Origin of the sequence: Floridaenema fluviatile BLCC-F154 (assembly GCF_041929135.1) — a bacterium.
GTDB classification, from domain to species: Bacteria; Cyanobacteriota; Cyanobacteriia; order Cyanobacteriales; family Aerosakkonemataceae; genus Floridanema; species Floridanema fluviatile.
Window position 1 is genome coordinate 1 of the sequence record NZ_JBHFNS010000043.1, and the last position, 21,964, is coordinate 21,964.

The 21,964-nt window shown below is 41.1% G+C and carries 25 protein-coding genes and 29 tRNA genes; 6 read left to right on the plus strand and 48 right to left on the minus strand.

Features of this window, described 5'->3' with window-relative positions; all coding sequences use genetic code 11:
* Nucleotides 1-445 precede the first annotated feature (445 nt).
* The 46 genes from ACE1B6_RS10180 to ACE1B6_RS10405 form a co-directional block, all read right to left on the minus strand.
* Complete coding sequence (locus tag ACE1B6_RS10180) at nt 446-886, minus strand: hypothetical protein (protein WP_413257139.1); 441 nt, start codon at nt 884-886, stop codon at nt 446-448.
* Between the two features lie 8 nt (nt 887-894).
* Nucleotides 895-1,281, minus strand: a complete 387-nt coding sequence (gene rplL / locus ACE1B6_RS10185) for a 50S ribosomal protein L7/L12 (RefSeq protein ID WP_413257140.1) — start codon at nt 1,279-1,281, stop codon at nt 895-897.
* A gap of 70 nt (nt 1,282-1,351) precedes the next feature.
* A tRNA-Trp gene (locus ACE1B6_RS10190) sits at nt 1,352-1,417 on the minus strand.
* Between the two features lie 107 nt (nt 1,418-1,524).
* Nucleotides 1,525-1,589: transfer RNA gene (locus ACE1B6_RS10195), tRNA-Lys, on the minus strand.
* Nucleotides 1,590-1,883: 294 nt separating this feature from the next.
* Entirely contained in the window at nt 1,884-2,084 is a 201-nt protein-coding gene (locus ACE1B6_RS10200) for a hypothetical protein (RefSeq protein ID WP_413257141.1), read from the minus strand.
* A 65-nt stretch (nt 2,085-2,149) separates the two neighbouring features.
* Nucleotides 2,150-2,350 carry a hypothetical protein gene (locus ACE1B6_RS10205; protein WP_413257142.1) on the minus strand — a complete coding sequence of 67 codons (201 nt, stop codon included), beginning with the start codon at nt 2,348-2,350 and terminating at the stop codon, nt 2,150-2,152.
* A gap of 202 nt (nt 2,351-2,552) precedes the next feature.
* Nucleotides 2,553-3,515, minus strand: a complete 963-nt coding sequence (locus ACE1B6_RS10210) for a GNAT family N-acetyltransferase (RefSeq protein WP_413257143.1) — start codon at nt 3,513-3,515, stop codon at nt 2,553-2,555.
* Nucleotides 3,516-3,642: 127 nt separating this feature from the next.
* Nucleotides 3,643-4,257, minus strand: coding sequence for a hypothetical protein (locus ACE1B6_RS10215; RefSeq protein ID WP_413257144.1), 615 nt, complete (start codon nt 4,255-4,257; stop codon nt 3,643-3,645).
* A 201-nt stretch (nt 4,258-4,458) separates the two neighbouring features.
* A complete protein-coding gene (locus tag ACE1B6_RS10220) occupies nt 4,459-5,091 on the minus strand; it encodes a Vat family streptogramin A O-acetyltransferase (RefSeq protein ID WP_413257145.1) in 633 nt (210 codons plus the stop codon).
* A 9-nt stretch (nt 5,092-5,100) separates the two neighbouring features.
* Nucleotides 5,101-5,709 (minus strand): PIN domain-containing protein, encoded by a 609-nt coding sequence (locus ACE1B6_RS10225; RefSeq protein ID WP_413257146.1) that lies wholly within the window; start codon nt 5,707-5,709, stop codon nt 5,101-5,103.
* Nucleotides 5,706-6,185, minus strand: a complete 480-nt coding sequence (locus tag ACE1B6_RS10230; RefSeq protein WP_413257147.1) for a hypothetical protein — start codon at nt 6,183-6,185, stop codon at nt 5,706-5,708. The genes ACE1B6_RS10225 and ACE1B6_RS10230 overlap by 4 nt, the downstream gene beginning before the upstream one ends.
* 135 nt (nt 6,186-6,320) lie before the next feature.
* Nucleotides 6,321-6,403: transfer RNA gene (locus ACE1B6_RS10235), tRNA-OTHER, on the minus strand.
* 85 nt (nt 6,404-6,488) lie between these two features.
* Nucleotides 6,489-6,561 (minus strand) — tRNA-Ala (locus ACE1B6_RS10240).
* Nucleotides 6,562-6,894: 333 nt separating this feature from the next.
* Nucleotides 6,895-6,967 (minus strand) — tRNA-Arg (locus tag ACE1B6_RS10245).
* A 10-nt stretch (nt 6,968-6,977) separates the two neighbouring features.
* Nucleotides 6,978-7,052, minus strand: a tRNA-Val gene (locus ACE1B6_RS10250).
* A gap of 8 nt (nt 7,053-7,060) precedes the next feature.
* Nucleotides 7,061-7,134 (minus strand) — tRNA-Arg (locus ACE1B6_RS10255).
* A gap of 11 nt (nt 7,135-7,145) precedes the next feature.
* A tRNA-Gly gene (locus ACE1B6_RS10260) sits at nt 7,146-7,217 on the minus strand.
* A gap of 115 nt (nt 7,218-7,332) precedes the next feature.
* Nucleotides 7,333-8,178: a TIGR02452 family protein gene (locus ACE1B6_RS10265; protein WP_413257148.1), complete on the minus strand. Its 846-nt coding sequence runs from the start codon at nt 8,176-8,178 to the stop codon at nt 7,333-7,335.
* A gap of 426 nt (nt 8,179-8,604) precedes the next feature.
* The gene (locus tag ACE1B6_RS10270; protein ID WP_413257149.1) at nt 8,605-9,234 is read right to left on the minus strand and encodes a hypothetical protein; all 630 of its coding nucleotides are present in this window, start codon (nt 9,232-9,234) and stop codon (nt 8,605-8,607) included.
* 44 nt (nt 9,235-9,278) lie between these two features.
* A tRNA-Thr gene (locus ACE1B6_RS10275) sits at nt 9,279-9,350 on the minus strand.
* Between the two features lie 5 nt (nt 9,351-9,355).
* Nucleotides 9,356-9,433 (minus strand) — tRNA-Met (locus ACE1B6_RS10280).
* An 11-nt stretch (nt 9,434-9,444) separates the two neighbouring features.
* Nucleotides 9,445-9,519, minus strand: a tRNA-Leu gene (locus ACE1B6_RS10285).
* A gap of 58 nt (nt 9,520-9,577) precedes the next feature.
* Nucleotides 9,578-9,880 (minus strand): HNH endonuclease, encoded by a 303-nt coding sequence (locus ACE1B6_RS10290; protein WP_459563001.1) that lies wholly within the window; start codon nt 9,878-9,880, stop codon nt 9,578-9,580.
* 100 nt (nt 9,881-9,980) lie between these two features.
* A tRNA-Lys gene (locus ACE1B6_RS10295) sits at nt 9,981-10,052 on the minus strand.
* A gap of 5 nt (nt 10,053-10,057) precedes the next feature.
* Nucleotides 10,058-10,134: transfer RNA gene (locus ACE1B6_RS10300), tRNA-Leu, on the minus strand.
* 21 nt (nt 10,135-10,155) lie between these two features.
* Nucleotides 10,156-10,229: transfer RNA gene (locus ACE1B6_RS10305), tRNA-Leu, on the minus strand.
* Nucleotides 10,230-10,232: 3 nt separating this feature from the next.
* Nucleotides 10,233-10,306, minus strand: a tRNA-Pro gene (locus tag ACE1B6_RS10310).
* A gap of 3 nt (nt 10,307-10,309) precedes the next feature.
* Nucleotides 10,310-10,384: transfer RNA gene (locus ACE1B6_RS10315), tRNA-Leu, on the minus strand.
* Between the two features lie 6 nt (nt 10,385-10,390).
* A tRNA-Gln gene (locus ACE1B6_RS10320) sits at nt 10,391-10,464 on the minus strand.
* 5 nt (nt 10,465-10,469) lie between these two features.
* Nucleotides 10,470-10,545: transfer RNA gene (locus tag ACE1B6_RS10325), tRNA-Gln, on the minus strand.
* Nucleotides 10,546-10,554: 9 nt separating this feature from the next.
* Nucleotides 10,555-10,629, minus strand: a tRNA-Asn gene (locus ACE1B6_RS10330).
* A gap of 5 nt (nt 10,630-10,634) precedes the next feature.
* Nucleotides 10,635-10,708, minus strand: a tRNA-Phe gene (locus ACE1B6_RS10335).
* Nucleotides 10,709-11,063: 355 nt separating this feature from the next.
* Nucleotides 11,064-11,147, minus strand: a tRNA-Tyr gene (locus ACE1B6_RS10340).
* 8 nt (nt 11,148-11,155) lie between these two features.
* Nucleotides 11,156-11,233, minus strand: a tRNA-Glu gene (locus tag ACE1B6_RS10345).
* Nucleotides 11,234-11,291: 58 nt separating this feature from the next.
* A tRNA-Ser gene (locus ACE1B6_RS10350) sits at nt 11,292-11,356 on the minus strand.
* 22 nt (nt 11,357-11,378) lie between these two features.
* Nucleotides 11,379-11,450, minus strand: a tRNA-Trp gene (locus tag ACE1B6_RS10355).
* Between the two features lie 3 nt (nt 11,451-11,453).
* Nucleotides 11,454-11,529, minus strand: a tRNA-Met gene (locus tag ACE1B6_RS10360).
* A gap of 8 nt (nt 11,530-11,537) precedes the next feature.
* Nucleotides 11,538-11,611, minus strand: a tRNA-Cys gene (locus tag ACE1B6_RS10365).
* 3 nt (nt 11,612-11,614) lie between these two features.
* Nucleotides 11,615-11,692, minus strand: a tRNA-Glu gene (locus tag ACE1B6_RS10370).
* 7 nt (nt 11,693-11,699) lie between these two features.
* Nucleotides 11,700-11,772, minus strand: a tRNA-Asp gene (locus tag ACE1B6_RS10375).
* Between the two features lie 464 nt (nt 11,773-12,236).
* Nucleotides 12,237-12,980 (minus strand): hypothetical protein, encoded by a 744-nt coding sequence (locus tag ACE1B6_RS10380; RefSeq protein WP_413257151.1) that lies wholly within the window; start codon nt 12,978-12,980, stop codon nt 12,237-12,239.
* A 409-nt stretch (nt 12,981-13,389) separates the two neighbouring features.
* Nucleotides 13,390-13,935: a reverse transcriptase family protein gene (locus ACE1B6_RS10385; protein ID WP_413257152.1), complete on the minus strand. Its 546-nt coding sequence runs from the start codon at nt 13,933-13,935 to the stop codon at nt 13,390-13,392.
* Nucleotides 13,916-14,224 carry a helix-turn-helix transcriptional regulator gene (locus ACE1B6_RS10390; RefSeq protein ID WP_413257153.1) on the minus strand — a complete coding sequence of 103 codons (309 nt, stop codon included), beginning with the start codon at nt 14,222-14,224 and terminating at the stop codon, nt 13,916-13,918. The genes ACE1B6_RS10385 and ACE1B6_RS10390 overlap by 20 nt, the downstream gene beginning before the upstream one ends.
* A 57-nt stretch (nt 14,225-14,281) precedes the next feature.
* On the minus strand, nt 14,282-14,446 hold the full coding sequence (locus ACE1B6_RS10395) for a hypothetical protein (RefSeq protein ID WP_413257154.1): 165 nt from the start codon (nt 14,444-14,446) through the stop codon (nt 14,282-14,284).
* 968 nt (nt 14,447-15,414) lie between these two features.
* Nucleotides 15,415-15,486: transfer RNA gene (locus ACE1B6_RS10400), tRNA-Thr, on the minus strand.
* Between the two features lie 61 nt (nt 15,487-15,547).
* Nucleotides 15,548-15,997 carry an HNH endonuclease gene (locus ACE1B6_RS10405; RefSeq protein ID WP_413257155.1) on the minus strand — a complete coding sequence of 150 codons (450 nt, stop codon included), beginning with the start codon at nt 15,995-15,997 and terminating at the stop codon, nt 15,548-15,550.
* A gap of 177 nt (nt 15,998-16,174) precedes the next feature.
* On the opposite strand from ACE1B6_RS10405, the gene ACE1B6_RS10410 reads away from it, so the two are divergent.
* Together ACE1B6_RS10410 and ACE1B6_RS10415 are read left to right on the plus strand one after the other, a co-directional pair.
* Nucleotides 16,175-17,497, plus strand: a complete 1,323-nt coding sequence (locus ACE1B6_RS10410) for a 3-isopropylmalate dehydratase large subunit (protein WP_413257156.1) — start codon at nt 16,175-16,177, stop codon at nt 17,495-17,497.
* Nucleotides 17,498-17,562: 65 nt separating this feature from the next.
* Entirely contained in the window at nt 17,563-17,790 is a 228-nt protein-coding gene (locus ACE1B6_RS10415) for a hypothetical protein (RefSeq protein ID WP_413257157.1), read from the plus strand.
* A gap of 117 nt (nt 17,791-17,907) precedes the next feature.
* Here ACE1B6_RS10415 and cynS read toward each other — a convergent pair whose 3' ends face one another.
* Nucleotides 17,908-18,345: a cyanase gene (cynS, locus tag ACE1B6_RS10420; RefSeq protein ID WP_413257158.1), complete on the minus strand. Its 438-nt coding sequence runs from the start codon at nt 18,343-18,345 to the stop codon at nt 17,908-17,910.
* Between the two features lie 109 nt (nt 18,346-18,454).
* Nucleotides 18,455-19,426, minus strand: coding sequence for a carbohydrate kinase family protein (locus ACE1B6_RS10425; RefSeq protein WP_413257159.1), 972 nt, complete (start codon nt 19,424-19,426; stop codon nt 18,455-18,457).
* A 108-nt stretch (nt 19,427-19,534) separates the two neighbouring features.
* On the opposite strand from ACE1B6_RS10425, the gene pedR reads away from it, so the two are divergent.
* The 4 genes from pedR to ACE1B6_RS10445 all read left to right on the plus strand — a co-directional run bounded on the left by pedR (nt 19,535) and on the right by ACE1B6_RS10445 (nt 21,889).
* Nucleotides 19,535-19,804 (plus strand): photosynthetic electron transport-dependent transcriptional regulator PedR, encoded by a 270-nt coding sequence (pedR, locus tag ACE1B6_RS10430; RefSeq protein WP_413257160.1) that lies wholly within the window; start codon nt 19,535-19,537, stop codon nt 19,802-19,804.
* A gap of 283 nt (nt 19,805-20,087) precedes the next feature.
* Nucleotides 20,088-20,333 (plus strand): photosystem I reaction center subunit IV, encoded by a 246-nt coding sequence (locus ACE1B6_RS10435; RefSeq protein ID WP_413257161.1) that lies wholly within the window; start codon nt 20,088-20,090, stop codon nt 20,331-20,333.
* 344 nt (nt 20,334-20,677) lie between these two features.
* Nucleotides 20,678-21,049: a photosystem I reaction center subunit IV gene (locus ACE1B6_RS10440; RefSeq protein WP_413257162.1), complete on the plus strand. Its 372-nt coding sequence runs from the start codon at nt 20,678-20,680 to the stop codon at nt 21,047-21,049.
* A gap of 3 nt (nt 21,050-21,052) precedes the next feature.
* Nucleotides 21,053-21,889 (plus strand): DNA-formamidopyrimidine glycosylase, encoded by an 837-nt coding sequence (locus ACE1B6_RS10445; protein WP_413257163.1) that lies wholly within the window; start codon nt 21,053-21,055, stop codon nt 21,887-21,889.
* Nucleotides 21,890-21,964 lie beyond the last annotated feature (75 nt).

Here is a 21,964-nt window from a genome sequence, read left to right on the forward strand (position 1 = left end):
TTTGAATTAAATTAATTCCTTCTCTGGTTCCCCCCTTAATAAGGGGGACTTTGAATTAATTTAATTCCTTCTCTGGTTCCCCCCTTAATAAGGGGGACTTTGAATTAATTTAATTCCTTCTCTGGTTCCCCCCTTATTAAGGGGGGTTAGGGGGGATCTGATTCATTTTTGCAACAAATTTTTCTCATCTAAAATCCCAAATTTTCAGGAGCAGATATCGCACGCACGGCATAATTTTAATAATAAGCCGCGCAAGTCAAGAAAGCTAAATTTACCTGCTATTAAAGGCTCAGGCTTGCATCCTACTATCCATGTAGGAACCTATCTATCTTGGTAGGATAGAGCTACTTATAAAGTAGCTGTGTGTAAGCTCTCTCTGTTCGGGCGCGGCGATAACTGCTATTTTTGTTATTTGTTATTTGTTATTTTTACTAATAACCAATGACTAATAACAAAATGGTTTTAAGTCTGGTTCTACCCAATTTGTTCGGGCTGACCAAGACATGAGTAAATCATGGCTATAATATTCAAATGGTAGGGTTTTGTTTGCATAATTTTCGATGATTACATTGGCTAAATCTAAAAGTTGTCCGTTAGGTTTAGTTGTTAGATATTGGCTGATTATCCGAATCCAAAATAAAGTTATAGTTTCGTGATAGCCGCTATCTTTGGTGGTTTTAATTCCCTTTGCTGAGTTGTATCGTTGGATATGGTTACGGATGCAATTTGTTGCTTCTGTTTCCGAATAACGAGTGAGATACCATAGTGCAACAGTTAAATGTGCTGGATGTGTCCACTCACTTCTGGGTAATGTACAGTCCTCGAAGGTGCGGATTAGATTTTCTATCTCACTGAGAGTTTGGTATGTTGCATTTTCAGCAATCATATTTAGTGTTATTTGAGGGAAACTTTTGCACCAACTGCTTCTAACTGATGTTTGATGTCTTCAGCAATGTCGAGATCGATCGCACTTTTCAGCACTTGCGGTACTGACTCAACCAAATCTTTCGCTTCCTTCAAACCCACACCAGTCAATTCTCGCACAACTTTAAGAATGGCAATCTTTTTATTGGCTGGTACTTCTTCCAAAACCACATCAAAGGTTTTGAATTCAGGTGGCTCTTGGTTGATGGAATCATCGATAATTGGAGTAATCGGGATAATTTTCTTAACTGAAGCATCAACATCAAAAGTTACCTCGATCTGCTTAACTAATTCCGCAGTTTCCAACAAACTTAAAGATTTTAATTGTTCTAGAATTTCTCCGGTTTTGGTAGACATACTTACCTCCTTTAAACAATAAGTAAATGTGGTAAATTAACACTTCGCACAAGTTGAAAAAGCCGTTTGTTCACACACAGGATTTGAACCTGTATATCTTGAATTTGGAGTCAAGCGCCTTTTCCATTTGGCTAGTATGTAAGCTTTTTCGGTTATGGTGCGAAGTGCTAATTTTGTTTAGTCATACAAGCTTAATTTAATGTTGAGTTAAATCACTTCGCGCAAGTCAAGAAAGCTGTTTGTTTATACGTAGGATTTGAACCTACTACCAATCGGTTAAACGCCGAGTGCTCTACCAATGAGCTAGTATGTAAGCTTTCTAGATTAGGGCGCGAAGTGTTTGTCCTCCAACTAGTAAGAAATAGGATGGTTCCGCACAAGTTAAAAAAGCTAGTCACTAGCAGTTCTACTAATTGAACTACGGCTCCAAGAAACAGACAAAAGAAAGGATTTTTCTGCCTTTTGTCTTTGTCTTTCTCCTTTTCACTTCCGAAAGTGGAGCCGATAGGATTTGCACCTATAACTTGCCGCTTATCAGGCGATTTGTGTGTAAGCTTTTTGGGTTAGGGTGCGGAACAATTGACTTTGGATTTGCGATTTTGTTAACCGTAAACGGCTTCTGGACGAATAATTAGATCGCCGCTTGGTCGTTTGTCAATTACGTAGTATTGTAAGCGATCGCGCCCCACATCAAAATGCTGTGCTAAACGCTCTTTAATCGCAGATTCATTCATGTTTGTGGTAATACCCAGTTGGCTCTCTGTTAAGTCGTAGGAGCGTCCTTCAAAGCGAATATGTACCATCTGGGCACCTCCTTTATTAATTTGTTTGAATGTTGCTAAATTAAGGCTGGTGAAAATTAGTGGTTTTACCAAAAATTTCGCCGTTCTAAATGATAATCTTGCTGAATTCGCCGGGTTTCCTCGTTGATTTGAGTTTGTCTGAGATATTCAGAATGTTGACAATTTAATTCTGTCTCAGAAGCGTTGGAAGTCAAATTTTTCTGCTCAATTTTTGAGTCAGATTTGGTAGATGGCTTTCCAAATAATTTGGTATAAAGTATCACCATGATAGACCATCCCTAAATAGAAGATTCTCAATTTCGTCTGAGAATTATTACCTAATTAACTATTCAGTTTTCAAGGTGCTGATTTCGTAAGTAAGAGACAGAAAAATCTTTCCTCAACTCACCACATTTATATACTACACAAATACTACAAAAGGTGTCAAGGGGTAAGAGAAACTTTTTTTGGTGGAGTGGAAAAAGAAGTCTAAACGTCTTTGCTGTACCACACCCAGGTATGGAGTTTACGGAAACCAACTGATTCATAAAGTTGTCTTGCGCCGTTGGGATTGTCGTAATCTACGCCGATTTTGGCGATTTTCATTCCGGCTGCAAGTAATTTTTGCATTCCGCTAAGTAACATTGCTTTCCCAAGTCCTAAACGACGAAAACCGCGCCTAGTTCCGAGAATACCTACCCAACCTTCTTGACGACCGCTGCGTTTGTTATCTTCGGGAAAAATGGGACAGTAACAGTAGGAAGCGAAGGTGCCATCGGGAGCGATCGCAATTAAATCGAACTCCGGTTTATAATCGGGATCGCTGCAATGATGTTTGAATTCTTCTACTGTTAAATCGTGATGATTCCAGTGATCGATAAAGGATTGGTTGTGCATTTCTACCCAAGCTTCCGCGTCTTGTTCAGCTATTACCGATCGAACTGTAAAACCTGGGGGAAATTGCGGTTCTGCAAGTGGTTCTTCAAGACTGCGTTGCATTGTGAGAAAGTAGCGATCGGCTGTGAAACCATTTTGTTGTAGTATGGCGATGCGATCGATTTGATTGTCCCGACTGTTACAACGCAACTTAACAGAATTAACACCCTGTTCTTTTGCAAGTTCTCGGAGACGTTCTTCCCCCCAATTGATAATTTCCCGTTCCAAAGTTCCCCCACGCGCATCAGGATGAACGCGAAATCCAAGATAACCATCGGTTAATTCTCCACCTGGCGAATGCCACAAGGTAGCAAAACCAATTAATTCGCCTGTGTCATCTTCCCAAAGTTGTAAATCCCGTTGTTTGTCGAAAGATGGTGCATTAAAATCCTGTTCTAGTTCTGCAACTGTTGTCCATTGTTCGAGTCGATCTACTGCTTCGCAAGCTTCTAGGAGATTTGCGATCGCTTCTAAGTCTGTTTCACCCCCGTAGGGGCGCTTTGTCAGCGTTAACATATTGGCTTGTCATTCAACGTAATACCGAGTGTAGTATAGAGTAGTATGATATTAACTCACCCGATCGGGTGATGTTCAATGTTTAACGAAAAGTTGATTAACTCGATTGAAAAACCGAAAAAGATTGTTAGTGTTTTTTGGGAACTTTGCTGGGTTTTTGGCGATCGAGATACCTAGCATTTAGAAATAGACAGGCTGTATCTAAAGTCAGAGGGAAAGAAGAACTTTTTATATCTCTTACAATCCTTTTAAGCGCACTTTTCCCTTGTACAGGCTGATGTTGTAAAAGATGTTTCACAGCATGAACTATGTGCATTCGCACTCGCTCAGGTTCTGGTTCAAAAAGTACCTCTTCGGTGACATAAGCAGGATGAGCACAAAGATTTCTGTCATACTTTAGCCGCTCAAGATCAAGATGTTCTTGGTATGTCAGAAACTCAAAATCGGTTGATGCTTTCTCTAATAGCTTCTCCTCAATATCCTGGAGTGGCCCGATTTTTTTATCTGCTATAGCTTGGTCTAATTTATCGATCATTGCTTGTGCCATTTGATCGCCTTGATTGCTTAACTCGCGTATTTTGGAAATAATGTCAAAATTAACTGCAATCCAAGTTGATATGATAGAAGAACGATATGCACCACCTCGGTAGGCATCTATTGCTTCTAAAATGTAAGATCGTGCTGTTCTATCTCTTACTGTGAGAGCAAGTTCATCAAGATCTGTAAGTCGAACTTCTTTCATAAGTAACAATTCCCATAGCTAATGTTTTTAGCAATAAAATATTCGAGTAAGAATATACAATACTGTATCTAATACCAATTCTCCATAAAGATGCGCTTAATATTTCGTAATTATTTTTCCTGAAATCCTTGATAGACATAGTAAGTCGTGCAAGAAGTATTAAGCGCATTGTTACAGAGAAATGGTATAACTTTTGAGAAATTACACACAATTTTTTAATGCTTCAATATCAGCACCAACAATTTTTTCCAAATTCCTCGTAATCTTTTCAATATCCCAATCCCACCAGGCAATTTCCAACAAAACATTGATTATTTCATCAGAAAAACGTTGGCGAATTATCTGCGCTGGATTTCCGCCGACAATGGTGTAAGGTTTCACATCTTTAGTAACTACAGATTTAGCAGCAATAATTGCACCATCGCCAATTTTTACTCCTGGCATAATCACTGCTTCATATCCAATCCAGACATCGTTGCCAATTACCGTATCACCTTTAAAAGTTGATTCATTCGACTCAGGTGTAACTCGTTCCCAACCATTACCAAAAATATAAAATGGATAGGTAGAAAAGCCGCACATTTCATGATTTGCACCATTCATGATGAATTTGACATTTCTGGCGATCGCGCAGAATTTGCCGATGATTAACTTGTCACCGATAAAGGGGTAGTGATAGAGGACATTGCGATCGAAGTTTTCCGAGTCTTCTGGATCGTCGTAATAAGTATAGTCGCCAATGATAATATTAGGATTTGAAACTACATTTTTAATAAAACAAATTTGGGTAAACCCCGACATTGGATGTAAAACTTTCGGATCTGGATATTGCATTAACACACCTCATGATTGAGCTAATGAGCTAATAAAACCATAACCATCATCAAATCTCGGTATCATCCGACAATTGTAACTATTTAATTCGTCAACAATATTAGGATTATCAAAATCTCTGGAATTCCGATTAAGGAAACAAGCTACTGAGGGATGATATTGACGAAGATGAGTAATAACTGACGCATATACAATAGCATCCTGTGACTTCAAATTGTAAGGATTTTCATACGTTGCTGCTTCAGTAAGGATATCAACAGTAAGGGCAATTACTTCTGCATTATGGAGTAGGCGATCGCGATATTGCACGAAACGTTGGCGTTCCTCATTATTACTTTGAACTAGCAAACTTGCGATATCTTGGATACTACGAATCCGAGCCGTATAAGATGCCGTGCGTACTAATTGACTGAGTTCTGTATTAAGTAATTGCTGAAGCTCTCTACGATTCTTTGCTTGACGGCTTAATTTTTCGTGAGGTTCAGCCAAACTATATGCTGGTATGACTAGTTTTGCACTTCCAGCTTCACAAAGTTGCAAAATCTGTTCGCAGCTTTGCCATTGCTCTTGCTGAAAAACTAACTCCAAGACAGAATTAGTTTCAACGTAAATATTCACTCTCCAGCCTCAAATTGTAAACTACCTCCAGCAATAGCAGGATAAAGACCAGAATCAATTAGCCATCGCTGAAATTCATTTACCGGATTTGGTACTTCTGGTGAATAAATAATACTTGTTAACCAAGATGAGAAAATTATTTCAAGACTTTCATCGCTTATTTGTTGCTCATTTTTGATACCAGCTTTTTCAAAATAAGGCTGAAAAATAGGACTTGCATCAATAACATAAGTTGGTTCACTTTCATCAAGTCTTGCTTCTTTATCAGTCCACAAATAAAACTTATCGGGAAACACCATCAGGAAATAAGGTACTTTTGGAAAATCGCCATGAGCAAGAATATTTCGCCGAAATTTTGCTGCCCACTCTGGCGAAGTATGAAGCTTACTCTTGAATTCAACTATAAGTATAAGTTGACCTTCACGGTCATAAACTACCAAATCCCAGACAGTAACTCGTTGACGTTGAGTGGGCATAGTTCAAAATTCGACTCAATACCACTATTTTGACGCAGAATTGTATGCAGTAAATCAATCCACCGGGAAGGTACTGCCCCTTCTAAGACACAGTTATCGGCTGTGCGCGTCACTATTTCCGCCTCCGGTGGGTAAAGGAAGATGGAGGACTCGAACCCCCAGGTGTTACCCTGCCCTGCTTTTCAAGAGCAGTTGCCGTCCATTCAGCGGCATCTTCCATAATTTGGGGTGTCTGGGGGAACTCGAATCCCCTATTACTGATGCCACAAATCAGCGCCGCGACCACTTTGGCTTCAGACACAGTGGATCTGGTGGGGGTCGAACCCACAACCTCTTCTGTGCAAGAGAAGCGTTCTCCCATTGGAACTACAGACCCATTTTGGAATGTGCAAATCGCATCAGATAAAAAACGTGCAAGTTACCAGAGCATTTTGCGCTTTCTCAGATACTAGGGGGACTCCGCTGGTGAGTTGTTACACATTCTTTAAAGGATGGCTACCTTTAAGCCAACCTCCCAGGTTCTTTGCACTCCCCGTTCCCACGCGCCTGCTGTTTTTGCCAGCAGTACTTTTCCTCTCGTACTAAAGTATGTAGGCTCTTGGATGTTAGGGCACGCGGTTGGATGCGATGCGAAATTCGCACACAAAAATATCAAAAAACATCAGCCAGTGAATTTAACACGCCTCCTTTAAGTTATCAAAAAATTCAGCGGGAATGGTAGGACTCGAACCTACACAAATCGATTTAGAGGATCGATGCCCAATCCATTAGGCGACATTCCCTTGATAAATTTGGTAGTCCTGGTAGGAATCGAACCTACGACCACTTGTTTGTAAGACAAGTTCTCTGCCATTGAGTTACAGGACTGAGAACAGCGAGAGTAGTAGGACTTGAACCTACAACCGTCAGGGTCGAAACCTGAAACTCTGTCCAATTGAGCTATACTCTCAGGAGTTCTCAAGCGAGTGATGGGACTCGAACCCATGCGCTGAGTGTGGCGCACTCAGATGCTAGCCGCTACATCACACCCGCGAGTGGGGACTGGGGACTGGGGACTGGGGATTGGGGACTGGGGACTAGGGACTAGGGATTAGGGACTGGGATTTTTTATAAATCAAACATTTTTCACAAAATAGTTAGCTTTGATTTATCTGTTTGACCTAAAACGATGAGAGAATTGGGCAAAAATCTTTCTCTCTCCTCTAGTGTCCAGAACTGAAAAAAGTACGCTTTTGAATCTTCCTGAAAATTGCCCGTTTGCTAATAATAAATCGGCAAACATTTGGGCGACTATTGCCGGATCGTTTCGGAATACTCCACAACCCCAAGCACCTAAAACTAAAGCATCACATTCATGGTAAGCTGCTAAACTTAATAACTTTGCACCGCGAACATAAAGAACTTCAGTAATTTTGTCTTTGTCTTCGGGTTGTTGTTTTTCAATTTCGCCAGCGTTGGGAGCAGGGCTAGTAATGAAATCTACTATGTATGATGTTGATAGTAAGGTTCCATCATCTTTTTTGCAGACTGGACAACCTGGGGAATAAATCATCCGATCGGAATACAAAAGCGATCGATTACCCCGATGATAATCATAATACTCAGAACATTTTAACAGACTTTTGTAAAGTCCAGAACTCCGAGCTAAACTCTCTTCTTGCGCTTGAGCACCTCTGAGAAATCCACCACCAGGGTTTCTAGCCGAAGCAAAATTCAAAACACCAATCCTTTCAAATTGTTGGGTTTGCGCCATGAATTCTGCACCCACCAATGTTGTCTCATTCCTAACTGCAAATTCAGTATTTGAAAATTGAGCATCACTAGCGAGAACTTCTTTTTGGATTTGCTCAAGTTGCTCTGGATTATAGCATTTTGTTTGAGCAATACATGATGCTAATTCTCGCCCAATATCTACCCGTTTGCCATCAGGAGATTGGTAATAACCGGAGTCTAGGATTTCGAGAGTGTTTTGCGCGATCGCTTTTCGATCCATAATTTTTGCTTCTTCCTAACTTTTAAAAAAGAAGTGAGAATGCTGACCACTCAGCCAGGTGGAAACCTCAAGGTTTTATGGAACCTACAACCAAAACCCTGGATTTTATCGAACTTTAACCTTTAGGGTTTGAGTTTTGATTGACTAAGATTTAAGGTTTAAACTTTAATCTTTAAGCTTTAAACTTTAAGCTTTGACTAAAGTAGGAGATGGTTTTCTACCTGCCAATGTAGATCCATCTCAAAACCATAAATTTAGAGATTTTCAAGTAACCAGCAATTATATTAACTTAAGTTACTAGTTTTTGATCCCCCTAAATCCCCCTTAACAAGGGGGACTTTAAATCCGGTTTCCCCCTAATAAGAAGGACAAGTTTAAATCCGGTTCCCCCCTTATTAAGGGGGGTTAGGGGGGATCGAATTGCTATTAATCTGGAATTTCGATCGTTGTCCGAGCGTTGCTAATTGAAAGTACACGATCGCAAGTTGATTTAAAGTCCTCAATAAACGATTGTCGTCTCTCAATTTCTGCGGCTAAATTTGTCGGATCTAACAGTTCAACGCCTTCTCTTGCTAGGAAGCTATCAGCCAAAGATTGATACTTCTCAGAAGCAGCATTCTTACCCAAAACTTCCATTGCTAGTTTATCAAGACGTTCTTTAACTTTAGCTTGTGCTTGATCGTAATCTTTGCGAGCACGAATGAAAGCCGCTTGCATTACACTCATAACTGACTCGTAGTAAGCGATGAAACTTTTCATTTCGATCGCCTCTGCAACAGTCATTTCTTGACCAGCAATGGTGACGGTTGTCGCCGCATTAGAAAGTACGATCGCTCTTTTAATAGTACGTCGTCGAGAAATCAGATCGTCAACTCTTTGTAAACCTGCTCTAGCTTTTACTTGATACTCATCTCTGGAGCGAAAACCTGTTGGCACTTTGCCAACTTCCACAACTGTAATCAAAGAATTATTATCTAAATCCATTGTTACAGAATCAATGCGTTTTTCCAACAAAGTTAACTCTGCCAAAGCATCCGTAACCGTCATCATTAACATAATTTTCTACTCCTTAAATATAAAAATCGACCTTTTTATTAACAAGCAGGAGGCGAGATTTGAACTCGCATAAGCAGTTTACAAGACTGCTGTGTTGCCATTGACACCACACCTGCAAATTTGGTGGCAGGGGTAGGAATTGAACCTATCTGATATTCAGGTTATGAGCCTGATGAGCCGCCGTTGCTCCATCCCTGCGATGTCACCAAATGCCCCTGACTGGAGTCGAACCAGCAACCTCTTCGTTCTAAGCGAAGCGCCTCTTTCCGGTTGGGCTACAAGGGCATAAATTGATGAAAAAACTCTTGTGGGGCAGGCATCTTGCCTGCCATATTTTGTAAGTTTAGCGATCGACCTTTACCCGTTTACCAGGTTCTTGTTTCCGCACCCAAGCCAGGAATTTCTGCATTTGTGGATCGCTTTTCAGCTTTTCTTTGCTGTTTAATTCTTGAGCCAAATACTTGTTATCAAACAATACATGAATCTGGCGATGACAAGCCGAACAAATATCAATTGTTGGGCCGGGATCTAACTTCTTGCGTTTAGTGCTTTGTCGCGGAATTAAGTGATGGACGGTTAACTTATCCATCGCTCGTTCGCAGAGTTCACAGGTTAATGTTTCTTTGGGCAAAACTTTGAAATTCATCCTTTAGTGGGATTGGGAAGTGCGATCGCGCCAGCGTGCCGTAGGCATATCGATTTTCAGACATCTTTGCTTTTTCCTTCTTAATTATGACAAAATTTCATGGGTGCTACAGGAGTTGAACCTGTGTCAACCTGATTAAAAGTCAGGTGCATAACCGTTCTGCCAAACACCCATATTTGGTACTCCCGACAGGACTTGAACCTGTAAAATCTGGCTTCTCGAACCAGCACGTATCCCTATTCCGTCACGGGAGCATAAATTGGCTATTAGCCAAGTACCCCTGACTGGAGTCGAACCAGCAAAACGCAAGGTTTGAGCTTGCGACGGTTTCCAATTACGTCACAGGGGCATATCGGGGTGGCAGGATTTGAACCTACGACATTCTGCTCCCAAAGCAGACGCGCTACCAAGCTGCGCTACACCCCGTAATACTCCTGACTGGATTTGAACCAGCAACGCGCAAGGTTTAAGCTTGCTGCCTCTTCCGAGTTGGGCTACAGGAGCATAAAACTGGGAAGGAAGGAATCGAACCCTCAAACACTTGATCCAAAATCAAGTCGCTTTACCTGTTTGCGTACTTCCCAATAAGTGGATGCCGGAGCAGGTCTCGAACCTGCAATCTCATCGTTCAGAGCGATGCGACTTTGCCTTTCGTCCACCCGGCAATAAATAAATGGCTGTCCTGGTAGGGATTGAACCTACGACCATTCGCTTAACAGGCGATCGCTCTGCCTCTGAGCTACAGGACAACGAATCCCCCAGGTCAGTATTGAACTGACGACCCCTTGATTTTCAGTCAAGTGCTCTGACCAACTGAGCTACCGGGGGTTGAAACTCTCCAGATCTCTTTTTCAAAAGTAGTATAATTAACGAGGAATCCGAGATTAGCCGTGAACTGCGAACTCGCTGATAAAAAATGCTAAGTTCACCAGTCCTTGACCAGGATTGCCCCAAATACCTTACTGCCCTCTAACAAAGCTATGGCACAGGTGGGAGAAAACAGAAATTGAATAAACTACCGTAGGGCATACGGAACGTTAAGCCTGTGGAGAGAGAGTAAGACTCGCTAGCTACTTGTGTTAGAAAGCATCACTCGATGAATCAGGAATCTCCCGTTAATCCTAACGGATGTAACGGTGAGAGTGTCAAGAGACTCGTGAGTGACCACTACTCTATCCCGCAATGGGCTGGGCAAGAATTGAACTTGCAAAGCTTTAAGCCACGATTTTACAGACCGCTACCCTACTGCCAATAGGTGAGCCAACCCAGGTTTTTTGGTAGTGCTGACGGGATTTGAACCCGCAAATCACCTGATTGAAAGTCAAGCCGCTTCAGCCATTTGCGTACAGCACTAGGGAAATTTCTACTCCGTAAAAGTTTGAGAAGCTTTATTTTTTAACAGCCTCCAAGTTGGCGGAGGCTGTAGGAGTCGAACCTACTTCGATTTTGCGATCGATTAACCGTTTGTAAGCTTCCCGAATCAGGTCACGCAGTAGAACGCAGAGACTAGGACTTGAACCTAGAACAACAGTTTTGGAGACTGTGATGTTGCCAATTACACCATCCCTGCTTTTGGTAACAGCGACGGGATTTGCACCCGTATCAACCAAGTTATGAGCTTGGGGCTTTGCTGGTTAAGCTACGCTGCGATGTCCAAAGACTGAGGTGAGATTTGAACTCACGCTTAGGAGTTTTGCAGACTCCCCCCTTCGACCGCTTGGGTACTCAGTCATTTGGTAGTCCCGACGAGGTTTGAACTCGCAATCTTCACCTTGAGGGGGTGACGGCTTATACCAATTCGCCTACGGGACTATTTGAGCGAGGCTGACGGGTCTCGATCCCGCGACCTTCGGTTTGACAAACCGACGCTCTCCCAACTGAGCTACAGCCTCAAAAAAATGGGCTTTCTTATTTAGTTTTCAAGGTTCGATCGCGCTTGGGGTTTGGCTTTTGTCGCTTTCCCTTTCGCGCTACATTTATATACTACAAAATATACTACAAGAGTGTCAAGGGTTTTGGGAAAAATTTTTTTCTTTTTTTTGGTTGAGGGCTGAAGAGCAGTAGCAACAGGGGTTTTAAGCTAAAGAAGATTGTCGTACTACAAAAAATACAAAATTGAATTGCCCTGAATTGGGTAATACAACTCAGGGCGATATGCCTACGGCAGGCTACGCCAACGCATTTCGCTAGTTTTTGATTTAATACTGCATAAGTGACTATGACTCAGACATATATAAAGGTAATAAGGTCATGCAATCGTTCCTCCGCTTCCCGCTCTGCAACTGGGCGGGTATTTTTTTGCAGTGGCAGGCTAACCCAACAATTACTCAAGCTACTGCAAAGTCATACTAAATTACTAAGCAGCCGACCTACTTATCTCATCAACATAAGACAATCGCTCAAGCCAAAGCTCCTTATAAAATTCCATCTGTTGTGGAGTGAAAAGGAATTCATTACAAGAACCATCACTAATTAAATAAATTAATGCTGCTTGTTCAACAGGATATAGAGTTTCAATTGGAATATAATAAGCTGCCAATTGAATCATTTTATCCTGAACCCAATTTATAGAAAGCTTAGGCTTCAAAGATGTTTTCAGGTCACTAAGAGTTAAGCGTTCCCGATAGAAACCAAATTGATCAATTTTGCCAAAGTACTGATACTTAAAGCTCACAACAAATTGCTCTGACAGAAGAGTGTCTCCGAAGTTTGGCAATAATGTATTAAGAGCTTGCAGGTAAGGTTTATAGGATTTACCAACAAATTTGGTTTTTCCTCCAGTTAAGTACGAATGAAGATATGCGTGAATAGCATTTCCTGCACTGATCGCTTCATCTCTAATGCGTTTGGCTTCACGATAGCCAATTCTAGCTTCCCATCTACGAAGAGCTTCTTTAGAGCTATCCTCTTGCGTCAATCTGAGAATATTGCTGACACTGCGGAAAGCATTTTGCTTGCTTAATTCTATACCTTCGGGTATGTAAAAAGATTCGCCATCAAGTGTTGCTCTGGAAAGAACTGGTAAAATTTCCTCGCTAGAACTTAAGGGATGAAGTGTTCCATCAAAATGGCGGTGATATAGTGCTGCTTCTATTGTCATTGCTTTTTCGGATACTGAGTTGGACTTAATATTTATTCAAGTTTTATCTATCTGAACATCATTAGCGTTCTTGATTTGCTGTGCCTGTGATCTCAATCCCTGCAACTGGATCATCAGTTTTTTGCGCTTATTAGGATCAGTCTCGGCACAAATTTTTTGATGAGTTTCATACATTTTCTTATGTTGTCGATTGGGAAGCTTTAAAGTGCTTTTTTCAATAATGACTCCAGTTACTTCACATGATTTTTTACCTATGTAGTACTTCTCTTTTTTCTTGTTACTACGCAATCCATAAGAATGAAACTTATTTTTGATTTGCCAAATTAATTCACCTGTAACATGACTTCCAGAAATTGTGACATCATCTACATAAACAGTAAGAGTACAACCTGCTAAGTCAACAATCTCATTAATCTGGTTCTTTCCACATATTCAAATGGGCAAAGTAAGATAATATAGGGCTTACTGGACTTCCGGTTGGCAAATGCTCTTTGTAAGTTGAAAGCTTTGTTAGAATTCCAGCAACATCTGGAGAACATTTCATGTGGTTGTAAAAAAACCAATAGATGTCTTTTGACCTGGTAGATGGAAAATACTTTTCTATATCAAGACTTCTTACTACAAAACAGTTTATGTGAGTCTTTGCATTACTAACATAAGAACGTCCCTTCGCTGGCCCATGAATGTAGTTCGGGAGTTCAATTCGCTTCAAAAGCTCTTCAATGCGTTTCTGAATCCGTTTTAGTTCAGGTTTTGGTTTTTCCACAAGACGAGATTTATTTCTCTTTGGATCAAAAATTTCTTCTTCTGTATATAGATCCTTAGATACAGTAAGTTCCTTGAGCTTGGTGGGACTTGAGCGCAGGAGCCTTGCAAGCTTTGTCTTGGATTGCAAACAATAGAAAGGGGATTGATCTAATTTGTACCCCATTTTTCTACTCTTCGGCGTAAGCATGACCAGACCTTTCAGCAATAAAATTGAGGATTGCAATAATCTTAGAAGATACAAACGTCCTCAACTTTTCTGTTTTCACATCTTTGTTTAAGCTTTCGGAAAAGAACATAATGGATGAAACAGGTATATCAAAAAACTCTGAATAACGATTGAGTAAATCAAGGGTTGGAGTTTTTTTCCCTGATTCAATTTCTGAAATATATGATTTGGATATTCCTAGTTTCTCCGCTAGCTCCTTTTGCGATAAGTCATGGAATACCCTCATCAACCTCAAAGCTTCATTCAACATAATCAGTCTTCCTTAGTTAGAGGGTTTACTCAAAAGTAGTATAGAAGAGTTAGCAGTCTAGTCCTGCCACCAATCGATTAGCCACTTCAGTAGTTTGAAAATGACTGGACCGATTTGAAATAACAGACGAAGCGTTTCAGGTTTACGGAGCCATTTCAGCCACCGCTTGTTTTTACGCTTTTTCGACTGCTTCTGCCGTTTATCGGGAACTTGGTTGTTCATTCTGAACCTCCTCAACGATGGGTTTGATTACACTCATTCACTGAAAACGAATGAGCTTTGCCTTAAACAAACCCAGAGAACGGCAGTTTTCAACCTCCTTATACCAGGCGCAGCCGGATTGCCTTGGCTGCGCTTGTGCGTTACTTCTTCAGTCCCTTCCTTCGTTACTTGTCTCATTGAAATTCGTTGCACTTGCGGTGCTTACTACTGAGTAGTTAACGAAGTCTGTTTCATTATGAATCAGTAAAACACGGTAGAAGATGGTGCGATTCGTTGTGACCGAATCAGTGGCTAAAACCACGAAATAACGTCACTCACAGCCAAATATCTTCCTCAGATTGCAATCAGAGCAATCCAGTGAATGGCAAACATCTCCTTTAACCCGACTGAATTCAGTTTAACACAATTTTGCGATTTTGATTCGCTGTTGGCGAACTTTATTTAGAGGTTGCTGTTTTAGAGGCGGCATAGTTCATAAAACCATAGACAAATATCTCAGGTCTTATTTTGTAGGAGTGATCCTAACTGGGCAAACTACAATGCCCTCTATCCCATTACTCTTAAGTGTTTGGGACTACTTTTCTTTTGCCTTTTCTTTAATTACCTCTTGTTAAACATTTCTACTTGTCCTAGACAGAGGCGCTCTCCTTTTAATAACCGGGTAGGCAAGGACGCTTGTGTGACCCGAATTTCACGGCAAGTTTAACCGTCTTTGGCTTTTAAGGCTGATATGATTAATTATAAATCAAACAAATGCAATTCTTTTAGTTGTTTTCTCTATCAACAAAAGACTACTAGTGATAATGTTTGACTATACTTTAAGTGAAGTTTTACCATACCAAAAAAATGAGGTTGTGCTTAAATTTACCCATAAATTTGCCGCTCTCCATTGGAACTATAAGCTTGCAATTGAGGCAAAGTTATAAGTAAAGTCACAACAGCCTTGATGTTCAAAATAATAGAAAATAAGCTGGTGACGGGATTTGAACCTGCGACCGGCTGATTACAAATCAGCTGCTCTACCACTGAGCTACACCAGCAATTATTCACACAATATGTAATATTAACACATTTTCTCTATAGAAGCAAGGATAATTTGCATCAAATTGAATTTTCCCTCGGAAGTGGCGACATAGCAGAAGATTCACGCCGCCAATCTCTACCTTTACCTTTATTGCGTGCTTTGTATGTAGGTGTGAGAGAGTGGCAATTGGGACATAAAAGGCGGAGGTTGTCTGGTGAGTTATTCTGCCAATTTCCATCAATGTGATCCACTTCTACGGGAATTTTACCTGTATGGAGATTCACCTGACACCAACCACACAAAGAACACTTTTCACCGTATTTTTCGACTAAAAACCGTCTGACTCGTTTAGATATATTGCCGTATTTGATGCTTACGCCGCTTTGTTGTCCCGCAAGCCAGGATTCTATATAAAGCTTATACTCGAATTCATGTTGGCATTTGTTACTACAATATTTTTCAACTGCTCTTTTTGTTTGCTTCCCACAGTTTAAGCACTCAGTTCTCGGTTTTTTCGGCATTGGCATCAGTTTGCACCCCAAGGTTAATCAGCTAATTGAGATCGATCGCCCCACCCTGATACCATGACATATTGCGTCAAATCCTAAATCTGCCTGAAATTAAAGCCAATACAGCAGAAGCAGTAGATAGCATAGTTAATAAGAGAAAAGCGCAAGTAGCAGCAATTTGCAGGAGAACATACTATGGGGATGACCCTAACTGAGAAAATTTTGGCACGCGCCGCCCATCGATCGCTAGTAGAACCAGGAGAAAACATCTGGGTTGACGTAGATGTATTGATGACTCATGATGTTTGTGGGCCCGGAACGATCGGCGTTTTTCACCGAGAATTTGGTGCAGATGCTAAAGTTTGGGACAAAGAAAAAATTGTTTTGATTCCCGACCATTATATTTTTACCGCTGATGAACGCGCTAACCGCAACGTGGACATTTTGCGGGACTTTGCCAAAGAACAGGGAATTAAATACTTTTACGATATTACCGATCGCTCTGACTTCAAAGCTAACCCCGATTATAAAGGAGTTTGCCACGTCGCCCTCGCCCAAGAAGGGCACACCCGTCCCGGCGAAGTCCTCTTTGGAACAGACTCCCACACCTGTAACGCTGGCGCTTTTGGTCAATTTGCCACAGGTATTGGTAACACCGATGCGGCTTTCATTATGGGAACTGGTAAACTTTTGATTAAAGTGCCAGCGACGATGAGATTTGTTTTAGATGGAGAATTGCCACCTTATTTATTGGCGAAAGACCTAATTTTACAAATTATTGGTGATATTTCCGTTGCTGGTGCCAATTATCGCACAATGGAATTTGCTGGCAGTACCATTGCCGCAATGTCAATGGAAGAAAGAATGACAATGTGCAATATGGCGATCGAAGCTGGCGGAAAAAATGGTACAGTTGCCGCAGATGAAACTACTTTTGCGTATTTGCGCGATCGCACCAACAAACCCTTTGAAGCAGTTTACACCGATGCCGACGCAAAATTCTACAGCCAACGTCACTATGATGTCAGCAAATTAGAACCCGTCGTCGCCAAACCTCACTCTCCCGACAACCGCGCCTTAGCAAGAGAATGCAGCGATGTCAAGATTAACCGAGTTTACATCGGTTCTTGCACAGGTGGAAAAACTTCTGATTTTCTCAATGCTGCCAAAATTATTAAAGGTAACAAAGTCAAAGTTCCCACCTATTTAGTACCAGCAACTCAGAAAGTTTACGAAGATTTGTTCAGCCAAAAATATGACGGACAAACACTTTCGGAAATCTTCCTAGAAGCGGGTTGTATTGAACCAGCTGCACCTTCTTGTGCTGCTTGTTTAGGTGGGCCAAAAGACACCTTTGGGCGGTTAAATGAACCGGAAATTTGCGTTTCCACAACTAATCGTAACTTCCCCGGAAGAATGGGTAATAAAGAAGCACAAATTTACTTAGCTTCTCCTTTCACCGCAGCAGCTTCCGCCCTCACAGGATATGTTACCGATCCTCGTGAATTTTTGAGTTAGTTAATAATCAATATTGTAGGGTGGGTAATGCCCACCTTACCCTACAAATAATCAGCGAGAAAACAATGTTGCAATCAGTAGAAGGAATTTACCGTAACGGCAAAATTGAGTTATTGGAAACGCCTAGCAATTTAGAAGAAGCGCGAGTAATAGTGACTTTTTTAACGGATAATTCCATAGATTTACAATCTCGTGGTATAGACGAACAACAAGCAGCAGACCTCCGCGCCAGACTACAGACATTTGCAGAAGATTGGGAACGACCTGATATGGCAGGTTACGATGAGCTATAGTCGTGGAGATGTAGTGCTGGTTTTGTTTCCCAAATCCCATCTGTGTTCATCTGTGTTTATCTGTGGACATCTGTGGTTAAAACATCCAAGATTCTGACTTTTGCAAGAAATCTATTTCTACCACTTTTTATAAGGTAAAAACTTACCATTCATAATAACTTTTACCCGATCGCCTTTTGGATCTTCTTCCTTTTCCACATCTAAGGTAAAGTCGATCGCACTCATAATTCCATCGCCAAACTTCTCATGAATCACTTCTTTAATTGGCATTCCATAAACTTGCATTATTTCATAAAACCGATATATTAAAGGATCGGTGGGAACTACTGGGCCTAAACCTTTAACAGAAGGTTCGGTTAATTCTTGGACATAAATACCGCCAAGTCCTAAAGCTTCAATTAGTTTTTTTGCTTCTTCTTCCGAAGCACTTGCTTGACGGTAAATTACCGCAGCTATCCAAACTTCATCTCTGCCTAAAATCTTTTCTAAATCAGCAAAACTGATGCCTTTGGCTTTTTTGGCAGCTAATAGTTTCTGGGTAATTTCTGGAATCATTGACAACACTCCTGAAGATTTAAGATTTTTTTGAACCACGTTCGCGTAGCGTGTGCGTAGCACGTAAGACACGAAGGACACGAAGGAAAGAAGAAGGAAAGAGAAGAAACTAATGTAGACGGAGAAATTCTTCTACTTCTTTTGGTGTGGGTTGTGCCGCGATCGCACCAGCTTTCATGGTCGTTATTGCTCCAACTGCACTAGCGTAGATTACCATATTTTTCGCGGTTTCGGCATCAGTTAAAGCTTCAATTCCTTGTTGGCATAATTGATGAATAAATCCGGCAACGAAGCTATCTCCTGCGCCTGTTGTATCGACGACTTTGACGGAAAAAGCGGGGAATTTGCCGGAATTTTTGGCTAGATAATAACTACAACCAGCTTCGCCAGCAGTGATTAAAACTCCTTGTAAATGTGGTAGTCTTTGGGCGATCGCACTAGCATCAGTAGTATTAAACAACCATTCCGCTTCTTCGTCGGAAAGTTTGAGAAAGTCAGCTTGTTGTAAAAACTTTAAAATTACTCCAGGGGCGAGATCTGGATTGGGCCAAAAAACAGGTCGCCAGTTTACATCTACGAATACTTTAACATTATTTTGCTTGGCGAGTTCAACGGCTTTTTCGATCGCCTCCCGACTTTGGGGATAAGCTAATTCCAAAGTTCCTGTAACTAAAAAACTTACACCGGGAAATAGACTTTCCGGTAACTGAGAAACTCTTAACTTAGTATCGGCGAAATCTCCCGTATCTAAATCACCGAAACCTGCAAATTGGCGATCGCCAGAGTGCGATCGTAACACATAAACTTGCCTCGTTGGTGCCTTGCGATGTCGCTGTATTCCTGTTACATCCACACCATTTTCTTGCAACAACTCAACTAAAACATCTCCAGGTGCATCTTCACCAACAGCACCAATAAAACCCGCAGATGTCCCCAATTTTACTAAAGCACAAGCCACATTTGCGGGCGCACCTCCAGGGTAAGCAGTCCAAGATTCTACCTCGAAGAGAGATTTTCCCGGTTCATCTGCCAAACAATCAAACAACACTTCACCAATACATAAAACTTCAGTTTCACTCATAGCACCACTTTCCCTAAATTTTGACGATCAATAATCAAAGCGAAAAAAGGTAAACGTAGAGTATTCTAAAATTGTCATAGGTAGATTTACAGGGTATAGGAATAGATTATGACTAGTCCAGTATCTGGAACTGATGCTTCTCTCTCCGATAGAGAATTGCAAATCATTGAATTAGTCGCTGATGGCTTAACTAACGACAAAATAGCCGAAAAGCTGCAAATCAGCAAACGCACCGTGGACAATCACATTAGCAACATACTCGAAAAGACCAAAACTAAAAACCGGGTAGCACTGGTACGTTGGGCTTTACAGTGGGGTAAGGTTTGCATCGATGAAGTCAACTGTTGCGTTTTGCCCTCATCTGATGAAGAAATTTGAGTGTTAGTTGAGGCAGCAGGGGGCAAGGGAGAGAAGTTACAGGTTTTTCCTTGACTTCCCCTCAATGCCCACCAGCTTCCCCTGGTTATTCCATTTGTATTTTAAATGACTGATTTGCTGCGATCGCTCAGATTGCCTAAATTCTGCTGATTTCGATCGCTTACCCTGGACAAACAATTAACAAAACTTAAAGTTAAGTGGCTTACGGGAAGTACCTCTGGAGTAGTACTCTGAAAAGCAATTAGGCAATCATTTGCATTATCTCGAAAGGGAAAACACAAATATGGCGATTCAACGTGGATCTAAGGTACGAGTTCTCCGTAAAGAGTCCTACTGGTATCAAGACATTGGGACTGTTGCTTCCATTGACCAAAGTGGGATCAAATTTCCAGTAATCGTTCGCTTTGAAAGAGTTAACTACAGTGGCTACAGCGGCAACGCTAGTGGCGTTAACACCAATAACTTTGCTCTCAGCGAACTAGAGGAAGTTGAATCACCAGCGCCCAAAGCTAAAGCAGCTGCTAAGTAATTCAAACTCGGTGAGCTTGGTTTAGACTAAAAATCAATTGATCCAGTCTGCCCAATTGACTGGAGGAACTAGGTAGAAGAGGGTAAAACGTATTGCTAATTAATACAGTTTTACCCTCTTTCTGTACTAGCCCTAATTAAGCAATCAAAAGCACTTCCTATTTAGCAACGAGGACTAAAGGAGGAGATTTGTAGCAGCCTTATAAAGTAACTTAATCCTAAGTTTTAATTCTAATTAGAAGATCTATCTTCAGTATGAAAGTTAGCTCTACCTTTAGGTACTATTGTTAGGAATTACTCAGCCAGTAAGTTTGGAGTATACACTGTGTTAAAGGAAAAAGTTTCATGGCTATTAAACGTGGCTCTAGAGTAAGAGTAATGAGAAAAGAATCTTACTGGTTCCAAGATGTTGGTACGGTTGCTACTGTGGATCAAAGTGGGATAAAATATCCTGTGATTGTTCGCTTTGAAAAAATGAACTATGCAGGTGTGAACACTAACAACTTTGCCGAAAAGGAATTGGTGGAAGTACCAGCCTCAGAAACGGAATCCAGAAAAGATCTGAAATCAGCGGCTTACTCAACTGCCGTTGAAGCCGGAAAACGTAAGACTAATGTTACTGCTCCTACTAGTGGTAAGCGGACTGCTGAACAAGAATCAGGAAGTGGCGATCCTTTGGTAGAAGGCGGTGGAAATCAAGGAACGGAAAAACGTTAAATTGTGCCTGAACTGCCTGAAGTTGAAACAGTAAAAAGGGGTCTAAATCAGTTGACCCAAAATCAGCAAATCGAGGGGGGAGATGTGTTATTGGCGAGGACGATCGCTCATCCCTCCTCAATTAATGATTTCTTAGCTGGACTGAAAGGCAGTAAAATAATTCAATGGCACAGAAAAGGCAAATATTTATTAGCTGAACTAAGTCCCGGTTTTGGTTGGTTAGGTGTTCATCTGCGAATGACTGGACAATTATTGTGGTTACAGCAAGATGAACCTTTGCAGAAACACACTAGAGTCAGACTCTTTTTTGCCGAAAATCAAGAATTACGTTTTGTAGATCAGCGAACTTTCGGGAAAATGTGGTGGATACCAGCCAACGAAACTCCAGAAAGTATAATTTCCGGCGTGAAAAAACTTGGCCCCGATCCCTTTGAGCCAGAATTTACTGTAGAGTATTTAGCAGAAAAGCTGAAGAATAGACGGCGATCGATTAAAACTGCTTTGTTAGATCAAGAGTTAATTGCTGGGATTGGTAACATTTACGCTGATGAAGCTTTGTTTCTCAGTAAAATTAACCCAACTACCTTGTGTACCGCTTTAAGTAAAGAGCAAATTTCCCGGTTACGCGAGGCGATAATTCAAGTTTTACAAACGAGTATCGAAGCTGGGGGAACAACTTTTAGTAATTTCCTCAACGTTCAGGGGATCAACGGAAACTATGGTGGGGTAGCTTGGGTTTATAACCGAAATGGTAAACCATGTAAAATTTGTGGCACTGTTTTGGGAAGAATAAAATTAGCGGGACGATCGTCTCATTTTTGCCCTCAATGTCAAAGTTGATTGATCCTCAGTTTTAAAACAGGGGGTTTTCGGCGTTATCTTTATAAGAGATTCAGAGACAATGAGAACAAAATT